The sequence below is a fragment of the Hymenobacter sedentarius genome (assembly GCF_001507645.1).
Lineage (GTDB): Bacteria > Bacteroidota > Bacteroidia > Cytophagales > Hymenobacteraceae > Hymenobacter > Hymenobacter sedentarius.
Genome location: NZ_CP013909.1, coordinates 2266234 through 2285956, shown reverse-complemented (window position 1 = coordinate 2285956; position 19723 = coordinate 2266234). Strand labels below are relative to the sequence as shown.

General features: G+C 63.7%; 10 protein-coding genes. 6 read left to right on the top strand and 4 right to left on the bottom strand.

Annotated elements, in window-relative coordinates; all coding sequences use genetic code 11:
• Positions 1 to 230: 230 nt before the first annotated feature.
• Together AUC43_RS09480 and AUC43_RS09475 are read right to left on the bottom strand one after the other, a co-directional pair.
• Positions 231 to 1388 carry a glycoside hydrolase family 43 protein gene (locus tag AUC43_RS09480; RefSeq protein WP_068192314.1) on the bottom strand — a complete coding sequence of 386 codons (1158 nt, stop codon included), beginning with the start codon at positions 1386 to 1388 and terminating at the stop codon, positions 231 to 233.
• Positions 1385 to 3136, bottom strand: coding sequence for a glycoside hydrolase family 35 protein (locus AUC43_RS09475; RefSeq protein WP_257721726.1), 1752 nt, complete (start codon positions 3134 to 3136; stop codon positions 1385 to 1387). Before AUC43_RS09475 ends, AUC43_RS09480 begins: the two co-directional genes overlap by 4 nt.
• Before the next feature lie 630 nt (positions 3137 to 3766).
• Here AUC43_RS09475 and AUC43_RS09470 point away from each other — a divergent pair.
• From AUC43_RS09470 to AUC43_RS09445, 6 genes are all read left to right on the top strand, one after another.
• Positions 3767 to 8011 carry a hybrid sensor histidine kinase/response regulator transcription factor gene (locus AUC43_RS09470; protein ID WP_157781015.1) on the top strand — a complete coding sequence of 1415 codons (4245 nt, stop codon included), beginning with the start codon at positions 3767 to 3769 and terminating at the stop codon, positions 8009 to 8011.
• 201 nt (positions 8012 to 8212) lie between these two features.
• On the top strand, positions 8213 to 9346 hold the full coding sequence (locus tag AUC43_RS09465) for a glycoside hydrolase family 88/105 protein (RefSeq protein ID WP_068192306.1): 1134 nt from the start codon (positions 8213 to 8215) through the stop codon (positions 9344 to 9346).
• Positions 9347 to 9372: 26 nt separating this feature from the next.
• A complete protein-coding gene (locus AUC43_RS09460; protein WP_068192303.1) occupies positions 9373 to 10626 on the top strand; it encodes a DUF2264 domain-containing protein in 1254 nt (417 codons plus the stop codon).
• Between the two features lie 76 nt (positions 10627 to 10702).
• Positions 10703 to 11467: an SDR family oxidoreductase gene (locus tag AUC43_RS09455; RefSeq protein WP_068192300.1), complete on the top strand. Its 765-nt coding sequence runs from the start codon at positions 10703 to 10705 to the stop codon at positions 11465 to 11467.
• Positions 11468 to 11552: 85 nt separating this feature from the next.
• Positions 11553 to 12383, top strand: a complete 831-nt coding sequence (gene kduI, locus AUC43_RS09450) for a 5-dehydro-4-deoxy-D-glucuronate isomerase (RefSeq protein WP_068192297.1) — start codon at positions 11553 to 11555, stop codon at positions 12381 to 12383.
• An 11-nt stretch (positions 12384 to 12394) separates the two neighbouring features.
• Positions 12395 to 13621 (top strand): DUF4861 family protein, encoded by a 1227-nt coding sequence (locus tag AUC43_RS09445; RefSeq protein WP_068192294.1) that lies wholly within the window; start codon positions 12395 to 12397, stop codon positions 13619 to 13621.
• Between the two features lie 432 nt (positions 13622 to 14053).
• Here AUC43_RS09445 and AUC43_RS09440 read toward each other — a convergent pair whose 3' ends face one another.
• Together AUC43_RS09440 and AUC43_RS09435 are read right to left on the bottom strand one after the other, a co-directional pair.
• Positions 14054 to 16213: a hypothetical protein gene (locus AUC43_RS09440; protein WP_082685010.1), complete on the bottom strand. Its 2160-nt coding sequence runs from the start codon at positions 16211 to 16213 to the stop codon at positions 14054 to 14056.
• Between the two features lie 21 nt (positions 16214 to 16234).
• Complete coding sequence (locus AUC43_RS09435) at positions 16235 to 19675, bottom strand: DUF4450 domain-containing protein (RefSeq protein ID WP_082685271.1); 3441 nt, start codon at positions 19673 to 19675, stop codon at positions 16235 to 16237.
• Positions 19676 to 19723: the final 48 nt, after the last annotated feature.

The window sequence follows — 19723 nt, the reverse complement described above, 5'->3', positions numbered from 1 at the left end:
GACTGCTTGAAGTGGGAATTACTGGGAATGCCGGGTGGCGTTGGCTGAGGTAAAAGTACCGGCCTGCTTAAGCGGCTCCCGGGGTGCTTTTGAGCAAAAAAGGGGGGGTAATTAGGCCTTGTCCTCAGGCAATCGATTGTGAAAACTTACCCATCTGATTAGTATTTTGATAATTAAACCATTAATCGTGGTAATTCACTTAACAGGCCGCTGCCACACGGGCATCCATGCTAAGGGTTGGCAGCGCCTTGCGCATTGGTGGCGTCGAACACGCTCAGGTTCCAGCGGTCGGCCCATTGCAGGCGGGGCTGGTCGCCCTCAAAACGGAGCGGCAGCCAGACGTAGCCCCCGTCGATGGGGTTTTTGGGCGTCCAGCGGTCGGCCATGAAAATGAAGGCGTCCTTCTTCCCGGCCACGGGCAGCAGGTAGGTGCTCTGCGAGTTGTAGGTGACGTTGGCCTGCGGCCCGGTGGCGGGATTATCCAGTTGCTGCCACGGGCCCCAGATAGTCGAGGCCACGAACGAGCGGGCCGCGTTGGGGTCCCAGCCGGTGCAGCCCGAGGTGATGAGGTAGTACTTGCCGTTGCGCTTGCAGATGGCCGGGGCCTCGTTGTGCCCGGCCGGCGCAATGGTGTTCCAGCGGCCCGTGAAGCCCTGGTAGTCGGGCGTCAGCTCGGCCACGTGCAGCGTCAGGTTGTCCTCGGAGGAATGGATGTTGTAGGCCTTGTCGTCGTCATCCACGAACACAGTCATGTCGCGGGCCATCTGGCCGGGCTCAAAATCGCGGCGGATGAATAGGCCCTCTGCCACGGCCTTGCGCCACTCGGGTGTCCACCATTTCAGGTCTTTCTCGCCCGGCACGGGCTGCTTCCACTCTGGGGCGCAGCCCAACGGCCAACGCCCCGCTCCGGGGCGGTACGACTTCACGTAGACATACGGGCCGGTGGCTTTGTTGCTCACGGCCACGGCGGTGCGGGCGGCAGAGTAGCCCTTGCCCTTGAGTTCCAGATGGAACCACATCACGTACTTACCGGTCTTTTTATTAAACACGACCTTGGGCCGCTCGATGATGCTGCCCTGCTCAATTTCGGAACCGGATTCCGCCGGCGCCACCGCCAGGGCAATGCCTTCATCGGTCCAGTTGTACAGGTCCTTCGAGGAGTAGCAGTGCACGCCCACCTGGGCGCTGTTGCCCCGGCCGCCCGCAATCTTGTGCTCGCCAAACAGGTAGTAGTGGCCCCGGTCGTAGAGCACGCCCGCACCGTGGGCGTTGAGGTGGGTGCCATGGTTGTCGGGCCAGACCTGGCCGGGCTCGAACGCGGTGCGCTGCTGGGCCTGCGCTAGGCCGGCCACCGCCAGCAGGGCGGCTACAATGAGGGTCTTTTTCATGGCTGAATGCTGGCCGCAGCCGGCTGCAGCTCGCTGAGGATGGCGTGGTTGAGGAACGGAAGCGCAGCTTGACGGGGCTTGAGCAACTCCAGCACGGTGATGGTATTAGCACCTTTTTTCAGCCACTCGGCCGGCACGTAGATGGTCTGCTGCGGGCCGATGGCCCAGTAGCGGCCCAGGTTGTGGCCGTTCAGCCACACGCAGCCTTTGCCCCACTGGCGCAGGTCAAGGTAAGTATCCACGGGTTGAGCTACAGTAAAGGTGTTCGAGCGCAGCACAGGCCCGCTGGTAGCAGCCCGGGCTTGCGCGGCGGCCTTGGCCACGGCTGGGGCTAGGTCGAAGGGCAGGCCGTACATGCGCCACTCCTTCACCTCACGGCCGCCCAGGTGCACGCTTTTGGTGATGCCCTTGGTGTTCTGCAGCAGGTATACACCGAAGTTGACGCGACCCAGGTTCTCCACCAGAATGTCAAGCTGCACTTTGCCGGCGGGCAAAGCCACGCGCAGGCTGTCCTGCTTTAGGCGGCGGTCCAGCGTGCCCACGCGCTGGCCGTTCACCAGCACGATCGCATAGTCGCGCAGGTCAGCAACTTTGAGGGTCTGCGTGCTGCCGCCAGTCACGGTGCTGCGGTACAGCACGAAGCCATAGGCTTGCTTAAGGGCTTCAAAAGTCAGGGGCGTGGCATTAGCCACGGGCTTAGGCAATTGGTCAACCAAGCTGGTGGCGCGGGTAAGTTGGAGCACAGGCAGGGCGGCGCTGGGACGGGCGGCAGGCACGGGCGGCAGCGGCTGCCCGGCGGGCCGGTACTTGGCAATGACCTGGCGGAAGGCCATGAACTTGGGCGTGGCATTGCCGGCTTCGTCCAGCGGGGCGTCGTAGTCGTAGCTGCTGATTTGGGGTTCGTAATGCGAGGAGTCCCCCTTGTAGTTGGCGCCGTTCAGGAAGCCGCGGGTGCTGCCGCCGTGGAACATGTACATGTTGATGGACATGCCCGCCTTTAGCACCGAATCGAGGCCGGGCGTGTACTTGCTGGCGGGCACGGTGTGATGCGGTGCGCCCCACCAGTCGAACCACGCCGGGTACCACTCGGCCACGTAGTAGGGCCCTTGGCCGTGGTGGTTGGCGCGCACCAGCTGCCGGATTTGGCTCGGCTTGTCGGTGCCGTTCACGGCGGGCAGCAGCCCGTCGAGGTGGCCGGCGGCCACGTCGCGCACGGGGTCGCAGGTGTAGAGCAGGCCGTCGAAGCCAGCTTGTTCAAACAACTTCTTGTTGAGGGCCAGGTACTGCTTGTCGCTGCCGTAGGAGCCGTACTCGTTTTCCACCTGCACCATCAGGATGGGGCCGCCGTGGTTCACCTGCAGCGGGGCCAATTGCTTGCCCACGGCTTGGAGGTAACGCGTGTAAGCGGCCACGTACTGCGGCTCCTGGCTGCGCACTTTCAGGCCGGGCACGTTCTGGAGCCAGTACGGGTAGCCCCCGAATTCCCACTCGGCGCACACGTAGGGGCTGGGGCGCAAAATCACCCACAAGTCCTCCTGCTGGGCCATTTTCACGAAGGCGGCCACGTCGTTATTTCCAGTGAAGTCGTACCGGCCCGGCTGGGGCTCGTGCGCGTTCCAGAACACGTAGGTGCCGATGGTGTTAAGGCCCATGGCCTTGGCCATTTTCAGGCGCGCGCGCCAGGCCTCGCGCGGAATGCGCGGGTAGTGCAGCTCGCCCGAAATCATCTGAAACGGCTTGCCGTCCAGCAGGAAATGCTCGGTGCCCAGCCCGAAGGTGTGGTGGGCCGGGGTGGTGGGGGGGCACTGGCAAAACCCACGCTAGCCGCTGCCAGCAAGGGCAGCAAGCGGCGCAAATGACGGAGAAAGGTGTTCATGCTATTATATCGTTTTCGACAGTCGGGAATGAGTTTCTATGCGCCGGCACGCTCCTGGCAGCCCCGGTTCCGGTGCATGCTCAGCAGCCTTTCGCAAAACCTGCTTCCGAGCACTTTATAACTTATTGCCCCGACAAAACTACCGGCGTGACCGGCGGCTTAAGGGGGCATTTTCGTTAAAAGAGCGGGTAATTTTGGCCGTGTATCAGAAATCGCAGCTCCCCTTTCCCGCAGCCCATAGACGGGTAATTTGATAGCCAACGGGACCATTGTCCCTACTTCTAAAACCCCTACCTTGCGCCGCAACCCGGCCCCTGCCGGCCGCTAGACCCAGGCCATATAGATGGTTTCTACCCCGTCGCTCGCGGGCTTTTCATCACCAAGCTGAGCGGTCCGCGGTTGCATCTGTCCTTCCCGAACCGTTGCATTCCCGCCCATCTCATCCTACGTGCAGTCTCCATTCGCCCCGAAGTGGGCTTTTCTTTTTGCCACTTTTATACTCTTGCTTGGGCTCCATGTGCGCGCCCAAAATGCTGCTCCCAGCGCTTTCCGCTTCGAGCACCTGACCGTAGACCAAGGCCTCGCGCACAGCGACGGCATGGCCGTGGCCCAGGACCGCGCCGGCTTCATTTGGGTGGGTACCAACCGCGGCATCGACCGCTTCGACGGCTACAGCCTCAAGCAGTACACCCTGCCCATCAACCCGCGCAACGGCATCTCGGGTAACCGCATCAAAGCCCTGCACGTGGCGCCCGACGGCCGCCTGTGGGCCGGCACTGAGCGCGCCGGCCTGGGCCTCTACGATGCCGACGCCGACCGCCTGCTCAACTACGACGAGCAGCTGGTGCCCGCCCCCTACCGCCCGCTCATGCAGCGCCTGGCACAAGCCACTATCAATGCGCTAACTTCGGATAAGCAAGGCCGCCTTTGGGTCGGAACTTCGGCAGAAGGCGTGTTTGTACTCAGTTTCGACCACCAGGGCCACCTTAGTAGCTTGCGCCAGGTGCCTCCGCCAGCCACCAAACCCACCGAAACCTTCCAGGTAAGCAGCCTGGTAGCTGATGAGGAAGGCAAAATCTGGATGGGCACCTTCAACTGCGGCCTGCGCGTAGTGAGGCCCGAAAACAAGGACCTGACGGCCGAGCCCACCGAGGTAACCGAGCTGGTGCGGGTGCTACACCTCGACCACCGCGGCGACCTCTGGATTGGCACCGACCAGCACGTGCTGTGGGTGAGCGCGGCCAACCGCCGCACGGCGCGCCAGCTGCTGGCCCACCCGCAGGCCCAAACCTACCCGCAGCTGCAAGCCCTCCTCATGGATTCGTTTGGGCGGCTCTGGGTGGGCACCATCTACGGGCTTTACGTGTGGGAAGCAGGCGCCATGACCGGCAGCACCCCGCCGCTGCGCCCCACCCCCACCCTGCTGCTGCCCCAGGACAACGAGCCGTTTGGCATCAACTCGGAGCGGGTGCACCAAATTTTTGAGGACCGCAACCAGATTGTGTGGTTGTGTGCTTCGGCCGGCGGCCTCAATAAGGTGGACCTGCGCCAGAAGCCCTTTGGGCGGCTGCGCCAGCAGCTCTCAGGCAGCTCCACGCTGGCCAACAACTACGTCAACACTGTTTACAAGGAAGAAGACCCCAATATTTTGTGGTCAGGCACCCGCAACGGGGTATACGGCTACGACTTAACTCACAAAACCACCCACAGCTACCTCAACCAGCAGTGGGCCGGCACCACCCGGGGCGTGGACGTGTCATCCATCTTTCAGACCCGCAACGGCATCCTCTGGTTCGGCACCCGCAACTCCGGCCTGAGCAGCCTCACACGGCGCCACGGTCAGGAAACGCTGCGCACCTACGAGCAGCTGCCCGGTGGCCCCGATCTGCGCAACGCCAGCATTGAAAGCATGGCCGAAGACCGGTTCGGCACGCTGTGGGCCGCCACGTTCAGCGCGGGCCTGGTACGCCTGAGCGCCGACGGCCAGTTCTTGGGCGCCTACCGCAAAGGCAGCAGCGCCTTGCCCACCGACCACTTTACCTACCTGCTCTACGACCGCCGCCAGGACGTGCTCTGGGCCAGCACTACCGACGCGGGCCTACTCAAGCTGCGCGTCACGCCCGATTCGCTGGTGCTGCTCCAGCAGTTCCGCCAAACTGCCGGCGCCCCCGACGGCCTGCGCGTGAACTACGTGTGGCCGCTGCTGCTTGACGGCCAGGGCACGCTGTGGATTGGCACCATCGGCGGCGGACTGCACCAGCTCAGTCGCGATGCGCAGGGCCACGAAGTGGTGCGCAGCTTGGCCAATTACCTGCCGGAGAGCGACGTGGAAAGCATTCTGGCCGACGACGAGGGACACCTCTGGATTGGGGGCACGGGCCTGTACCGCTTCACGCCGGCTACGCGCCAGTACCTGCGCTACGATGTGGCCGACGGCCTGCAAAGCAACGCCTTCAAGATTGGGGCTGCCGCCCGCGCGCAGGACGGCACCCTGTACTTCGGCGGCATCAACGGCATCAGCTACTTTCAGCCGCACGCCATCCAGCCCAATCCCTACCCGCCGGTGGTGCAGATTACCGGGCTGCGCATCGCCAACCAGCCCGTGGCCGTGGGCAAGCCGCTGAACGGCCGCGTGGTGTTGCCGCTGCCGCTGTCGAAGCCGCAGACGGTGACCATCAAGGCTTCAGAGAACGACTTTTCGGTGGAATTCGTGGGCCTGAACTATGCCAACCCCCAGAAAAACCGCTACGCCTACCGCCTCGTGGGCTACAACGAGAAGTGGGTGTACCCGGCGCCCGGTCTGCGTACAGCCAGCTTCGCCAACCTGCCGCCGGGCCGCTACAGCTTCGAGGTGAAGGCCAGTAACGGCGAGGGCATATGGTCGCAGAAAGCGGCTACCATGCAATTCGACGTGCGCGCACCCTGGTACAAAACCGGTTGGGCCTACCTGCTATACGCGGCCCTGGTGCTGGGCGGCGCGGCCCTGTACCGCCGTATCGAATTGGCCCAGCAACGGCTGAAAAACCGGGTGGCGCTGGAGCAGTTCCAGACCGAAAAGGAAAAGGAGCTCACCGGCCTCAAGCTGGGCTTCTTCACCAACGTCTCGCACGAGCTGCGCACCCCGCTCACGCTGATACTCGGGCCGATGGAGGAAATCATCGCCAGCCCGGGGCCGGTAGCCAACCTGCGCGAGAAAGTGGAGCTGATGCACAAGCAAACGCGCAAGCTGCTCGACCTCGTAAATCAACTGTTGGATTTTCGGAAGGTAGAAACCGGCAACGTGCCCCTGCGCGCCAGCCGGGGCGATGCCGTGGCCTTCGTCACCGACATCTACCCCGCTTTCAGCCTCAAGGCCCGGGAGCGCGGCGTGAAATACGTGCTCGACCTGCCTACCGAGCCCGTGCGGCTGTATTTCGACCGCAGCAAGCTCGAAATCATCCTGACCAACCTGCTGGCCAATGCCTTCAAGTACACCCGCCCCAATGGCTTGGTCGAGCTCACCGCCACGCCGGTGGGCAACCCCGGCGGCGAGGCCGTGTACACTAGTGGCAAGCTTTCCGGCAATTACCTAAAAGTGACGGTGGCCGACAATGGCGTAGGCATCAAGTACTACGAGCTGGAGCGCATTTTCGACCCCTACTACCAGGCCTCGCACACCAACACGCTGCGCATGACGGGCACGGGTATAGGCCTGTCGCTGGCCCGGCAGTTTGCTGAGCGCCACGGCGGCCAGCTCACCGCCACCAGCGGCGAAGGCCTGGGCACCACGTTTGAGCTGCGCCTGCCCTTTGGTCGGCAGCATCTGCGCCCCGAAGACATTCAGTCCGAATACATTCCGGAAGAAGAACCAACGCCGCCCCAGCCCTCCGACGAGCAGGCGCCGGAGCAGCTCGAAGCCGGGCCACTCGCCCCGGCTGATGCCGAGCCCGCTGGGGCCCGCCTGCCCCGCCTGCTGGTGGTGGAAGACCACGACGACGTGCGCCAGTACCTCCAGCAGCTGTTTGCGGCGGAGTACGAAGTCCTCACCGCCGAAGACGGCCTGGACGGCTGGGACAAAGCCCTGGCCCAGCTGCCCGACCTCATCATTTCGGACGTGATGATGCCGCGCAGTGACGGCCTGGAGCTGTGCAAAAAAATCAAGCAGCACCCCAAAACGGCGCACATCCCAGTGCTGCTGCTCACGGCCCGCACCGCCGAAACCCACGAGCTGGAAGGCCTCGGCATGGGCGCCGATGAGTACATGAGCAAGCCCTTCAACCCGGCCCTGCTCCAGGCCAAAGCCAACGCCATCCTGCGCAACCGCCGCAAGCTGCATGAATTTTACCAGCGGCAAATCCTGCTCGAGCCCACCGAAATTGTGGTGGCCGACGCCGACCGACAGTTCTTGGAAAGCGCCATGGGCGTGGTGGAGCGCCACCTCGACGACTCCGAGTTTAGCGTGCAGGTGCTGGTGAAGGAAATGGCCATGAGCCAGTCGGTATTCTACCGGCGCATTAAGAGCATCACGGGCCAGACGGCCGTGGAGTTCATCCGGGATGTGCGCATGAAGCGCGCCGCCCAGTTACTGGTCCAAACCCAGATGCGGGTGTCGGAAGTAGCCTTTGAAGTAGGCATCGAAGACGCCAAATACTTTCGCAAGGCGTTCCAGAAAATCTATAACCTTTCCCCTTCCGAATACGCCAAGCAGCACCGGCCGGGCCGGGAAGCTGCCGCCCCCACGGCCGAGGATACGGCCGTGGCGCCGTAGCGCGGTGCCCTAGCCGCAAGCGTGAACGCTGTTTAGAGCCTGCCAGGCCAAGCCCGACGAAAATGCCCCCCCATTTTCTCGAAATACCCCCGATGCATCTGGGAGCCGGGGCCTACTATTGCGGTTGATTTTGGAATAGTGCAGCGGGCCCGCTTATTCGGTCAAGCGGCCTTATCCCTGCTGCTACTTAACTCATCCGCTATGCCCTCTCTTTCCTCGCACTTCGTTCGCCCGCTTGCCTGCGGCCTGCTGCTGGCGCTGGGCCTTGGCCACAGCAGCCACGCCCAGGCGTTGGCCAAAGCCGACCAGGCTGTTTTCAAGCCGAAGTTCATCAAGAAGCAGCTACTAAAAGCCACCAAGTGGCAGCTGGCCCACCCCAAGCACAAGGTGACGGACTGGACCAACGGCGCGTTCTACTCCGGCGTGTTCGCCGCGTATCAAGCCACGCATTCCAAGCTGATTCTGGACTCGCTGCTGGCCATGGGAACCCGTACCCAGTGGCGCCCCGACCGCCGCTACGACCACGCCGACGACATCGTCATTTGCCAGACCTACCTCAACCTGTACCGGCTGAAACACGACCGCCGCATGATTGAGCCGACCCTGGCAGTGGTGGAGAAACTCCGCACCGAGCCGGGCCCGGAAGTGCAGAAAAACGGCATTGCCTGGTGGTGGTGCGACGCCCTGTTTATGGGCCCGCCCGTGCTGGTGAAGCTGGGCATGCTGGAAAACCAGCCCAAGTACCTCGCCCTCAGCGACACCCTGTACCAGCAGACTTATCGGCGCCTGTTCAATCGCCAGGAGCACCTGTTTGCCCGCGATGCCTCTTACCTGTGGAGTGAATCGGGCGAGGGCAAGAAGGAAAGCAACGGCCAGCGCATTTTCTGGAGCCGCGGCAACGGCTGGGTGATGGGCGGCCTGGTGCAGGTGCTGCAGGAGCTACCGTTCGACCACCCCACACGGCCTTTTTACGTGGGGCTATTCAAGGAAATGAGCGCCCGGCTCGTTCAGCTGCAGCAGCCCGACGGCTTGTGGCGCTCCAGCCTGCTCGACCCGGCCGCGTATCCCGGCGGCGAAACTTCGGGCTCAGGCTTCGACACCTACGCCATGGCCTGGGGCATCAATAACGGCATACTGGACCAGGCCACATATCTGGCCGCTGTGCAAAAGGCCTGGGTGGCGCTGAACAAGGTGGTGTCGCCGGAAGGCCGCGTGGGCTGGGTGCAGCCCATTGGGGCCGACCCGCGCCGCGACTTCTCGGCCGATAGCTGGGAGGTGTACGGCACCGGCGCTTTCCTGCTGGCCGGCTCCGAAGTTATCAAGCTCAAGCCCTGATTTAGCCCAACCCGGCTCCGCTACCTATGAAGCGACGCTCATTTATTACGGGAGTTGGCGCTGGCCTGTCGGCCCTGTCGCTGCCGGCCGCAGCGTTGCCAGCCGTGCCTTCAGTGCTAGCTGCACTGCCCACCAAGCCCACTGCTGACCGGGACTACTGGGTAACCACCCTGCTGCGCATCGTGGAGCCGGTGCTGGCGGCGGGAGCTGCCGGCAAACTGAAGACGGCCATGCCCGTGGAATCGGCGGCGGGGCAGCAGGAAGGCCGCCGCAAAGTGACTCACCTCGAAGCCTTGGGCCGGACGCTGGCGGGACTGGCCCCCTGGCTGGAACTGGCCGATGCCTCCGCCGCCGAACAAGTCCGGCAGCAGCGCTGCGCCGAGTTGGCTCGCCAGGCCATTGCCCACGCCGTGAATCCGCAGTCGCCGGGCTTTTTGAATTTTAGCCAAGGTGGCCAACCCGTGGTCGATGCGGCGTTCCTGGCCCATGCGCTGCTGCGGGCGCCCTCCCAGCTGTGGACCAAGCTGCCCGCCGCCGCGCAACAGCAGCTGGTGCAGGCCCTGCAAAGCAGCCGCGTTATCAAGCCGGTGTACAGCAACTGGCTGCTGTTCAGCGGCATCATCGAAGCTGCGTTGCTCAAGTTCACGGGCAGCGGCGACTTAATGCGCATGGACTACGCCATCAAGGAGCACCAGACCTGGTACAAGGGCGATGGCACCTACGGCGACGGCCCTGATTTTCATTGGGACTACTACAACAGCTACGTCATCCAGCCCATGCTGCTGGACGTGGTGGGCACGCTGGTGACCGCCGGAAAGGAAAATAAGGAGCTGCTGGAGCGTCTACAGGCTCGCGCCCGCCGCTACGCGGTTGTGCAGGAGCGGCTTATCGCGCCCGATGGCTCGTTTGCGGCCTTTGGGCGGTCCCTGGCTTACCGCTGCGGCGCCTTCCAGCACCTGGCCCAGGTAAGCTTGCAGCAGCTGTTGCCGGCCGAGCTGCCGGCCGGGCAGGTCCGCAGCGCCCTCACGGCCGTAATTCGGCGCACGCTGGAGCCCAAAGGCACTTTCGACGCCCAGGGCTGGCTGCAGATTGGGCTGTGCGGGCACCAACCAGGCATTGGGGAAACCTACATCTCGACCGGCAGCCTGTACCTCTGCACCACCGCGTTTCTGCCCCTGGGCCTGCCAGCGAGTGACCCGTACTGGACCAGCCCGGCGCAGGACTGGACCGCCCGCCGCATCTGGTCGGGCCAGGATGTCAAGACCGACCACGCCCTGTAAGCCCACCCCGCAACTTTTAGCCTAACTCGTGAAGAAAAAGGGCGCCTGACTCTGGCCGCCCACTCCCCTGCCCGCTATGAATTCAATGTTCGACCTGACTGGTAAAACCGCCTTGGTAACGGGCTGCAACAAAGGCATTGGCCAGGCCATGGCCCTGGCCCTGGCCGAAGTCGGCGCCGACATCATCGGCGTGTCGGCCACCCTCGCGCTTATGGGCAACGATACCGAGCGGCAGGTCCATGTTCTGGGCCGCGAGTTCCGGGCCTACCAGGCAGACTTCAGCCAGCGTTCGTCCGTAGACGCTTTTTTGACCCAGGTGCAGCAGGACTTCCCACGCATCGATATCCTGATTAACAACGCTGGCACCATCCGCCGCGCCCCGACCGCCGAGCACAGCGATGCCGATTGGGACGAAGTACTGACAATTAACCTCGATGCGCCCTTTCGGCTGGCCCGCGCCATCGGTGGGCGCATGCTGACGCAGGGCACGGGCAAAATCATTTTCACGGCCTCGCTCATGTCCTTTCAGGGCGGCATCAACGTGCCCGGCTACGCGGCCAGCAAAGGCGCCATCGCCAGCCTGGTGAAGGCGCTGGCCAACGAGTGGGCCGGCAGCGGAGTCAACGTGAATGCCATTGCCCCGGGCTACATCGCCACCGATAACACCGAGGCCCTGCGCAACGACCCCGCCCGGTCTACCACCATCCTGGGCCGCATTCCGGCCGGCCGCTGGGGCACCGCCGACGATTTCAAAGGCCCCACCGTGTTCCTGGCCTCGACCGCCAGCGACTACGTGCACGGCACCATCCTCACCGTCGACGGCGGCTGGATGGGGCGGTAGATTTTAATGAGGAATGACGAATGGAGAAGGACGAATTCCCAGTCGCTAATTCCACCTGCTTCATTCCTCCCTTCTCCTTGAAACCATGACCCAGCGCTTCGCCATCGGCCCCCGTGAAACGGCCACCCTCAATACGAGTGGTATCCGCGAGCATTTCCTGATTGAGTCCATCTTCGCCGCTGGCGAAATTGAGCTGACCTACACGCACTACGACCGCATGATTGTGGGGGGCGCCCAGCCCACCGAAGCGGCCATGACGCTGCCGTGCCCGGAATCGCTGAAGGCAAATTTCTTCCTGGAACGCCGCGAGCTGGGCGCGCTCAACATCGGCGGTGCGGGCACCGCAACGGCGGACAGCACGGTGTACGAGCTGGGCCACGAGGACTGTCTTTACGTCGGAATGGGTTCGAAAGAAGTGGCCTTTGCCAACGTCGACGCCGCCAATCCGGCGAAGTACTACCTGCTCTCGGCCCCGGCCCACCATGCCCACCCCACCACCCTGCGCACGCAGGCCCAAGCCACGCCCGTGGAAATGGGCGCCACCGAGACGGCCAACCGCCGCACCATCTACAAGTACATCTACGCCAAAGGCATCCAGAGCTGCCAGCTGGCGATGGGCCTCACGCAGCTGCAAGCCAGCTCGGTGTGGAACACCATGCCCAGCCACACCCACGACCGGCGCATGGAGGCCTACCTCTACTTCAACCTGCCCGCCGGCCAGCGCGTGCTGCACCTGCTGGGCGAGCCCACCGAAACGCGCCCCTTATGGGTGAGCAACGAGCAGGCCATCCTCTCGCCGCCGTGGTCCATCCACACCGGCTGCGGCACCAGCGCCTACGCCTTCATCTGGGGCATGGCCGGCGAAAACCGCGAATACACCGACATGGACGCCGTGCCCCTCGACGCCCTGCGTTAAGCATTCTCATTATGAATAAATCCAAGCTCTGGTCCGTTGCCCTGGTCGCATTGCCGGCAACAACCCTGCTGATGGGTAGCGCGGCCAGCCCAGAGCCGCAGCCCACCACCATCACCGTCCGCAACCCGCTGCCCCTGCTGCGGCGAGTCGAAACCATCAGTCTGCCCTTGGCAAAGCTGCCCGCGGCTGCACGCCAGTTTGCGCCTGCCAACCTGCGAGTCAAGGACGAGACAGGTACGGTGCTGGTGAGCCAGCTGATAGATAGCAACGCCGATGGCCAGCCCGAGGAGCTGCTGTTTCAAACCGATATGCCGGCCAAAGCCAGCAAGAAGTTTACGCTCATTGGTATGCCGGCCGGTACGGCTGCGCCAGCCAGCCCGCACACCACGTTTTCGCGCTTCGTGCCGGAGCGCACCGACGATTACGCCTGGGAAAACGAACGGGTGGCCTTCCGGACCTACGGACCGGTGGCCGAGCAGCTCGCCGTGGCCAAAGATCCCAACGGCACCCTCACCAGTGGCATGGACTGCTGGCTGAAGCGCGTCGACTACCCTATTATCGACAAATGGTACGGCCGCCACGTGCACGAAAAGCCCTTTGCCTACCACACCGACACCGGCGAAGGCTACGACCCCTACCACGTGGGCGGCAGCCGCGGCACCGGCGGCACGGGGGTACTGGACAAGGGCAAGCTGTATGTGTCGCGCAACTTCACCAGCTACAAAACCCTGGCCACTGGTCCCATCCGCACGATATTTGAGCTGACCTACGCGCCCTGGGATGCAGCCGGCCACCAGGTGACGGAGAAGAAAATCATCAGCCTCGACCTGGGCAGCAACCTCACCCGCTACGAAGAGCATATCCGCAGTACACCTGCCCTGCCCAATTGCACCATCGGCCTGACGCTGCATGCCCAGAATGGGGTGGTAAAAGGAGAGGTAAAGGCCGACCCCAAAGCGGGTTGGTTTCGCTACTGGGAGAAGATTGACGACTCCTATCTGGGCACCGCTGTGGTGGCAGCCCCACGCTATATCATCGATTATCATGACCACCGCACCCCCGAAAAAGACCAAACCCAGCTCTACGTCGTGACCAAGCCTCAACAGGATGTGGTGGTGTTTTACGCCGGGTTTGGCTGGCAGAAAAACGGACAGTTTGCCTCCGCGCAAGCGTGGGATACTTACCTGGCCGAGTTTGCCCAGCGCCTGGCTGTCCCGCTGCAGGTTCATTGGAAATAGGCGGCGGCAAGGTCCTGCTCAGCCCCTGCTTTTTAACTAGGCATTTACCACTAGCCAGTATAGTTACTCCCGGGATTGGCCGGCTAGCGGTAGCAGCGCTTTGCCGCAGAACAGCTGAATCCACCCGGCGACAGGGAAGCGAGTTACCGGATGTCCCGCATGTTCCAGGCCGCTGTGGTCGCCCTTACGCCAAGTTAAGCGAAGCGCTGCACGAGCAAGAAGTGGATCTGCTGCAGGCCCACGGGTAAAAAGCTTTGGCCAACGTACCCTCGCCAAGCTGGTGACTGGCAATTGCATTAGCAGCGCAACTACGGCCGCATGCCCATCCAGCAGGGGCGACAGCGAAATGGCTCCTTTGAACCTCAGTTATTTAGCCACCCAGGCCAAAGCCCCGAGCTTTTTCAGTCCAATGCTGTCAGGAGTGGCCTGGTCTCAGGGCATTTTCTGCAAGCCTTCCCAGCGCACCTGCCAGCCGGTTTTGGGAATGCCGGGGTTTGGGGTGGGGCAGCCGTCGTAGCCGGCGCACATGAGGGCCACGGCGGCGAGCAGGCCGCCATTGCCGGGCAGGTAGATGGGCAGACGGCCTTCCTGGTAGTTGTGGCCGCTGGGCAGGTAGGTGTTGGTACGCACCTTCATGAGCAGGGCGTCCACGGCGCGGTCGGGCAGGCCGAGGCGGGTGGCGGTCATGGCCGTCATGGGGAAGTCCCAGCCCCAGGTTTTGTCCCAGCTCCAGTCTTTCCAAATCAAGTCGAAGGTGCGGCGCATGGTGGCTGGGTCTACCTGGCCGGTGGCGGGCATCATGCCCAGCGCGGCCAGCACCGAGGGGTGGTCGGTTTTATATTCGGGGTTGGTGTAGGAGTCGGGGGCGCTTTCGGCGGCCAGGTACACACCGCCGGCCTGCGGCAGGGCCGAAAGCTTTTGCAGCACCTCGTCCCACCGGGCGTTGCGGGGCTGGCCCAGGCGCTCGTGCCACTGCTGGGCCGTAGCCAGGGCCCAGTGCCAGTACACCAGCTCGAAGGTGGGGTTGAAGGTGTCTTCGGCGTTAAACCGCTCCTGAGCCGGAATCACGCCTTTGCCCAGGATGTAGCGGTTTTTGTCTTTCTCAAAAAAAGGGTAGCTAGCAATGAAATCGGCGGTGGCAAACACCCGCTCCCGGTACAGTTGGAGGGTGGCGGCATTGGGGTGCGCCCGGTAAGCTTCTTCAGCGAAGTAGATGGTGTGGGGCTGCTGCCAGAGCAGAAATGCCCCGACAGACGATGGGCCTTCCTCGCCCCAGGGGTCGGTCATCTTTTGCCAGCGCACGCCGTCGTATCCCTGGCGGCGGGCAATGCCGCGGGCCTCGGCCTGCACGTCTGGCCGGCCGTACCAGGTCAGGCTTTTTTCGAGCAGGGCCGGGCGGCCCCAGAGCGCGAAGTGGGCCGAGTGCCACCAGTGCATTTCGAGGTGGGGCCGGCCGTACCAACTGTTGAGCACCAAGCCGGTTTCCTGCGGCGGCTGCGAGCCGGCGTTCTGCAGCTTGGTGAGGTACTGCGACAGCACAATGCGCCGCTCCAGCTCCCGGGCCCTCGGGTCGGTGCTGCCACTGAAATCGACAGCGCCCCCGCTCTTCCAGAATGCTTCCCACTGCTGCCGGCTGTTGGCGCGCGTGGCGGCAAACGAGACCAGCGGCACGGTGGCCCGGCGGGGCGCAAACCGGCAGCTTACTTCGAACACGCCCGCCGCTTTGCCGGGGCTCAGCACAAACTCGTGCACCCCGCCCGGGGCCAGCGTGGCCGCCTGGGCCCAGCCCAACGCCACGGTGTAGCGAGTAGTATCGACCTGATGCGACAGCAGCGCAGCCCCTTTCTGCTGGCTGATGATGGCCGAACGATGCTGGTTTTCATGTGAATAGTCAGTGCCCACATCAGCCCAGCCCGCGGTGGGAAACGGGAAACGCAGCGCCAGCTTCAGGCGGCCGGTTTTCAGTAGCTCCGACTTAATACGCACGGCGATGGCGTCCTGCTGCTGGTGGCCAACGGTGACGACATCCACCGCCGTGCCTTCCAGGGTGAAGTGGCTGGTGAGTTCGCCGGTCCAGGGGTTGAGCCCCTGGCGGATGTTGCGCAGGTCGTGGATGGTGGCGGGCTGGCCGTTTTTCTTAAGCAGCCGAAAACCCAGGTTGCCCAGCTGCAAGCGGTGCGGATTGGCCCGCAGGTAATCGACGGCCTCTTTGTTGCCCGGCGTTTTCACCTGCACCGAATATCTCACGGGGTGGCCGTTGAGCACATACTCGCGCAGACTTTGGGCGAACTGGTAATTCTCCTTGTTGGAAAAACGGTGCCAGCCCCACTCCGATTCGGTGCCCAGCGGCACGCCCTTTTCATAGTAAGCCGGGAAGGTTTGGAGCCCGGTAATATCGGCCGTGAAGGCAAACGCCCCGTTGCCCACCGACAGCGACGCCAGGGTGTCGGTGGTAGTGTTCACCACCCGGTGGCGTTCCACCAGCGCCTTGCGGTCGATAGCACCGGGCACCGCCTGCGCGGCCACGTCGCCTACCGCCGCCACAAGGCAGCCGGCGGTAAGGAATCGAAACAATCGAAAAGCTAGAGGCATAAGCGGGAGCAGAAGGAGCCGTTAATTGCGTTGCAGCGTCACGCTCATCAGCCCAATTACCACGTCGTTGGCGAGGGCTTGCAGGGTGAGGCTTTTGAGATTTTTGCGGGGGTTCAGGGGCATATCCAGCACGGTGGCCGCACCGCCGTCGATGGCCCGCGTGCTGAAGCCTTTGATGGCCGTGTACTGGGTAAATTCGCGGGTGAGCAGGCCGGTTTTCAGGTGCAGGCGGTACGGGTGCGGGCCGGTGCGGAAGGCAAAGCCGTCGTCGGCGTAGTCCTGCTCGATGGGCCACCAGTTGTCGGGGTTGCGCAGCGGCAGCGTATCAGTGGTGCCATCGGTGTAGGCAATGCGCACCTCACCGTTAAGCAGCTGGCTTTGCATGGGGTTGGTGGAGCCGGCCATGAGCAGGTAGGCGTGCGAGGCCTGGCCGCTGAGCGGCAGCGTGCGCTGGCTGGGATAGTTTTTCCACTGCGATACGAACAGGATGTTGTTGGCATCAGCCGCCCCCGGCGTGCGCAGCGGGATGCCGCCGGGCAGCTCAATGGTGTTCCTGGTTGCGGCCAGCTGGCGCAGGCCCGCATCATCGATATTCGCTTCCGTGAGTGGGTAGCACCAGTTGCCGATGCCCTGCGTGGGCAGTTGCAGCGTGGGCCCAGTGGGGCGCGGCGCCAGGTATTGATTCTGGAAAATGCGCGTCACCCGGTCGTTGAAATATGCCGCCAGGTCCACGGCGGCCCACTTGGCCGGGCCCGTTGCGGGAGCTGCTGGTACAGCAGCCAGCGGACGCGCAATGGTTACGCCAACCGGCTCCCACCACTTCAGCTCTCCCTGCCGCAGCTGCACGAAGGCGGTATGGCTGCCCGCGGCTCCAGCCACCTGAGCGGTCAGTTCGCTTTCGTTAGTTTTCACCTGCTGCAACACGTGCTGGGGGTCGAAAACCTGGGCAATGGCCGCGTGCGCAAACCGCACCGTGAGCGGCGCGCCAGCCTGGTAGTTGGGCTGGGCTGTGGCGGCGTCGGGCACGTCGCCCTGCCACCGGATTTCGACGACATACTGCACCGCCGGCGTGCTGCTTAGCTCAATTACCGGCCGGCCCACCGCGGCATCCAGGTTGCGCCATGTCACCGGCTGGCCATTTAGCGTGACCGATTGCACAGCTGCCGTCCGGGCCTGCACCTGCAGCTTCAGCCGCAGGGGCTTGCTGAATGCGGGCCGGATGGTGTAGATGTCGCGGGCTCCATCCCGCTTAAACTCGAAGGAGATGCCGGGCACAGCCAGGGCGGCTTCGTTCCACGCCTGGGGCAGGCCGGGCCTAATAAGCAGGGTGCCCTCTAGTCCATTGGGCACGATGCCGAACAGGCCCTCCACCAGCGTGCGCGCCGCCACGCCGACGGGGTCGGCAAAGTCGCGGTACAGCTCGCCGCGGTTGGCATCGTAAAACGAAATCTGCTGGAAGTTGCCGGGGCTGGCGCCGAGGTACATGCTTTCGAGCAGGGCGCTTTTCCAAAGCAGAAAGGCCTGCTCGGTACGGCCGGCCTGCCAGTTGGCCAGCGTGGTGTGCAGCACCTCGGCCATCACCACATTGTTCAGCGACCAGTCGTAGGGCTGCCAGTTAGTGGTAGACAGTAGGTGGTAGCCGGCATCGGGCAGGCCAGCGGCGCGCACGGGGATGTGCGGAATTTCAGCGTCGACGTAGCGCAGCAGCTGGTAGGCCTGAAAAGCATCGGGCACTTCCGAATCCAGCGCGTGATACACCGTCCAGAGGCCGGCGGCGGGGTGGCGCTGCTGCAGCCCCAGCGCATCCTGGTACTCGGCAAACCAGCCCTGCGGCGCTAGCCACAGGCGGCTGTTGAGGGCTTGGTGAATATGGGCTGCCTCCCGGCGGTAAGGCACGGGGTCTTCGCCCAGCAGTTGGGCCAAGGCGGCGGCTTGCTGGTTGGCGAAGTAGTTGTAGGCCGAGGTGTGCGTGACGGCGCCGCCGCTGTACTGCAGGGCGTCGCTGGCCCAAATGGCGGCGTAGGCGTCGTAGAGGCCGTCGTTGTCGGGGTCAAAGTTGCGTTTTTCCCAAGCCAGGTGGCGCTGGAGCACCGGCCACATCTCGCGGGCAAAAGCCAGGTCGCCAGTCCAGTGCAGGTGCCGTAGCAGGGCATCAATGTACACCAGGTTCATGTCGTAGTGGTGGGGCCTAAAGTCGCCGTCGGGGTTACGGCTGATGTAGCCGCTGCTGAACACGGCCGTGCCCAACTTCTCAAGGTGCCGGGCCAGGTGCAGGGCGGTGTCCATCACCACCGGGCCGGTTGCGGGGCTGATGAGCTGCGACTTGGCGTAGGCCCGGAAGTGCGACTGGCCGCGGTCGTGCCAGCCCAGCGGGTCGGCGGCGTAGGGCCCGCGCCAGCCGTTGAGCCGCATGCGCCAAGCCACGGCCCCGTGCATGTAGGAGGGGGCTTCCCAAATGGCATCGGCCGCCACGGCCAATGCGCCGCCGAGGGTGTTGATGTACGGGTCCGGCGTGACCACGCGTACGCGGCCGGCCAGCACTTGCCGGGCCGCCTCGGCACGAGCAAAAGCGGCTGGCAATGCGGAATAAGCCACAGTTGCAGCGGCCGCGCCAGCCGGTTTTTGCACCGTGAAATACAGCTCATCCCCCGCCCGCACGGGCACCAAGCCCACCACCACCGGCGTGGCCGATGCGCCGGAAGCCCACAGCTGCGCCGGCGACTCCTGCTGCGCGGCATCGGCCACGTGGCTCTTTGATTTGGTGGGGAATGTTCCGGTCAGGATTTTCGGCGCGGGCACCCCGTTTCCAGCCGCGGCGGCCACTGCTTTGGTGGGCTTCTCCCCTATCCCATAAGTGAGCGCAAACGTGCTTTTTTGCAGCGCAAAGGCATTGCCCTGGCAGTACTCCGGCTTTAGATAAAAGCTCGATTCGGGGTCGGCCCCAATGTCGCCGTCGCGACTGAATTTCTTGCCCGTGACGCCACCGAAAGCCCACAGCAGTTGCACCTTTTTGGCAGGCACATTTTCAAACCTTGCTTTCACCACCACGCCTTCGGCATTGGCCAGGGCCAGCACTTCCAGGTGCAGCTTCCCGGCCCCCAGCAGCGGGTCGGTGATGTCGTAGAGCATGGCACCAGGCCGGTAGTGGGCCGTTATGCTTTCGGCCTTTATCAGCCACTTGCTCTGACCATTGGCCAGCAGGCCAAACTTCAGGTTGCCGCCCATGCCGGGCAGGTACAGTGCCATTTCCGGCAGGTCGCCAGCCTCCACACGGAAGGCAGTATTGGTACCGTAAAGGGCGCGATTGAAGCGGCGGGTGCCGTTGGTGATGACGAAATCGGTTCCTTCGGGGTGGTAGCGCATGGTGCGCGGCTGGTTGTGCCAGAGAGGAGGTGGCGCCACCTGCGCGTGGGCAAGGCTGGTCAGGAGCAGGAGTGTGCTGAGTAGCTGGAGGAATCTCACCCCCCAGGCCCTGCCGGGCATGTCCCCTCTCCCTCGGAGAGGGGGAGC

Excerpts from the sequence above, each read along its gene's own strand:
- AUC43_RS09445 (WP_068192294.1), top strand. The coding sequence starts at position 12,395 with ATGAATAAATCCAAGCTCTGGTCCGTTGCCCTGGTCGCATTGCCGGCA.
- AUC43_RS09465 (WP_068192306.1), top strand. The coding sequence starts at position 8,213 with ATGCCCTCTCTTTCCTCGCACTTCGTTCGCCCGCTTGCCTGCGGCCTG.
- AUC43_RS09460 (WP_068192303.1), top strand. The coding sequence starts at position 9,373 with ATGAAGCGACGCTCATTTATTACGGGAGTTGGCGCTGGCCTGTCGGCC.
- AUC43_RS09455 (WP_068192300.1), top strand. The coding sequence starts at position 10,703 with ATGAATTCAATGTTCGACCTGACTGGTAAAACCGCCTTGGTAACGGGC.
- AUC43_RS09440 (WP_082685010.1), bottom strand. The coding sequence starts at position 16,213 with ATGCCTCTAGCTTTTCGATTGTTTCGATTCCTTACCGCCGGCTGCCTT.
- AUC43_RS09480 (WP_068192314.1), bottom strand. The coding sequence starts at position 1,388 with ATGAAAAAGACCCTCATTGTAGCCGCCCTGCTGGCGGTGGCCGGCCTA.
- kduI (WP_068192297.1), top strand. The coding sequence starts at position 11,553 with ATGACCCAGCGCTTCGCCATCGGCCCCCGTGAAACGGCCACCCTCAAT.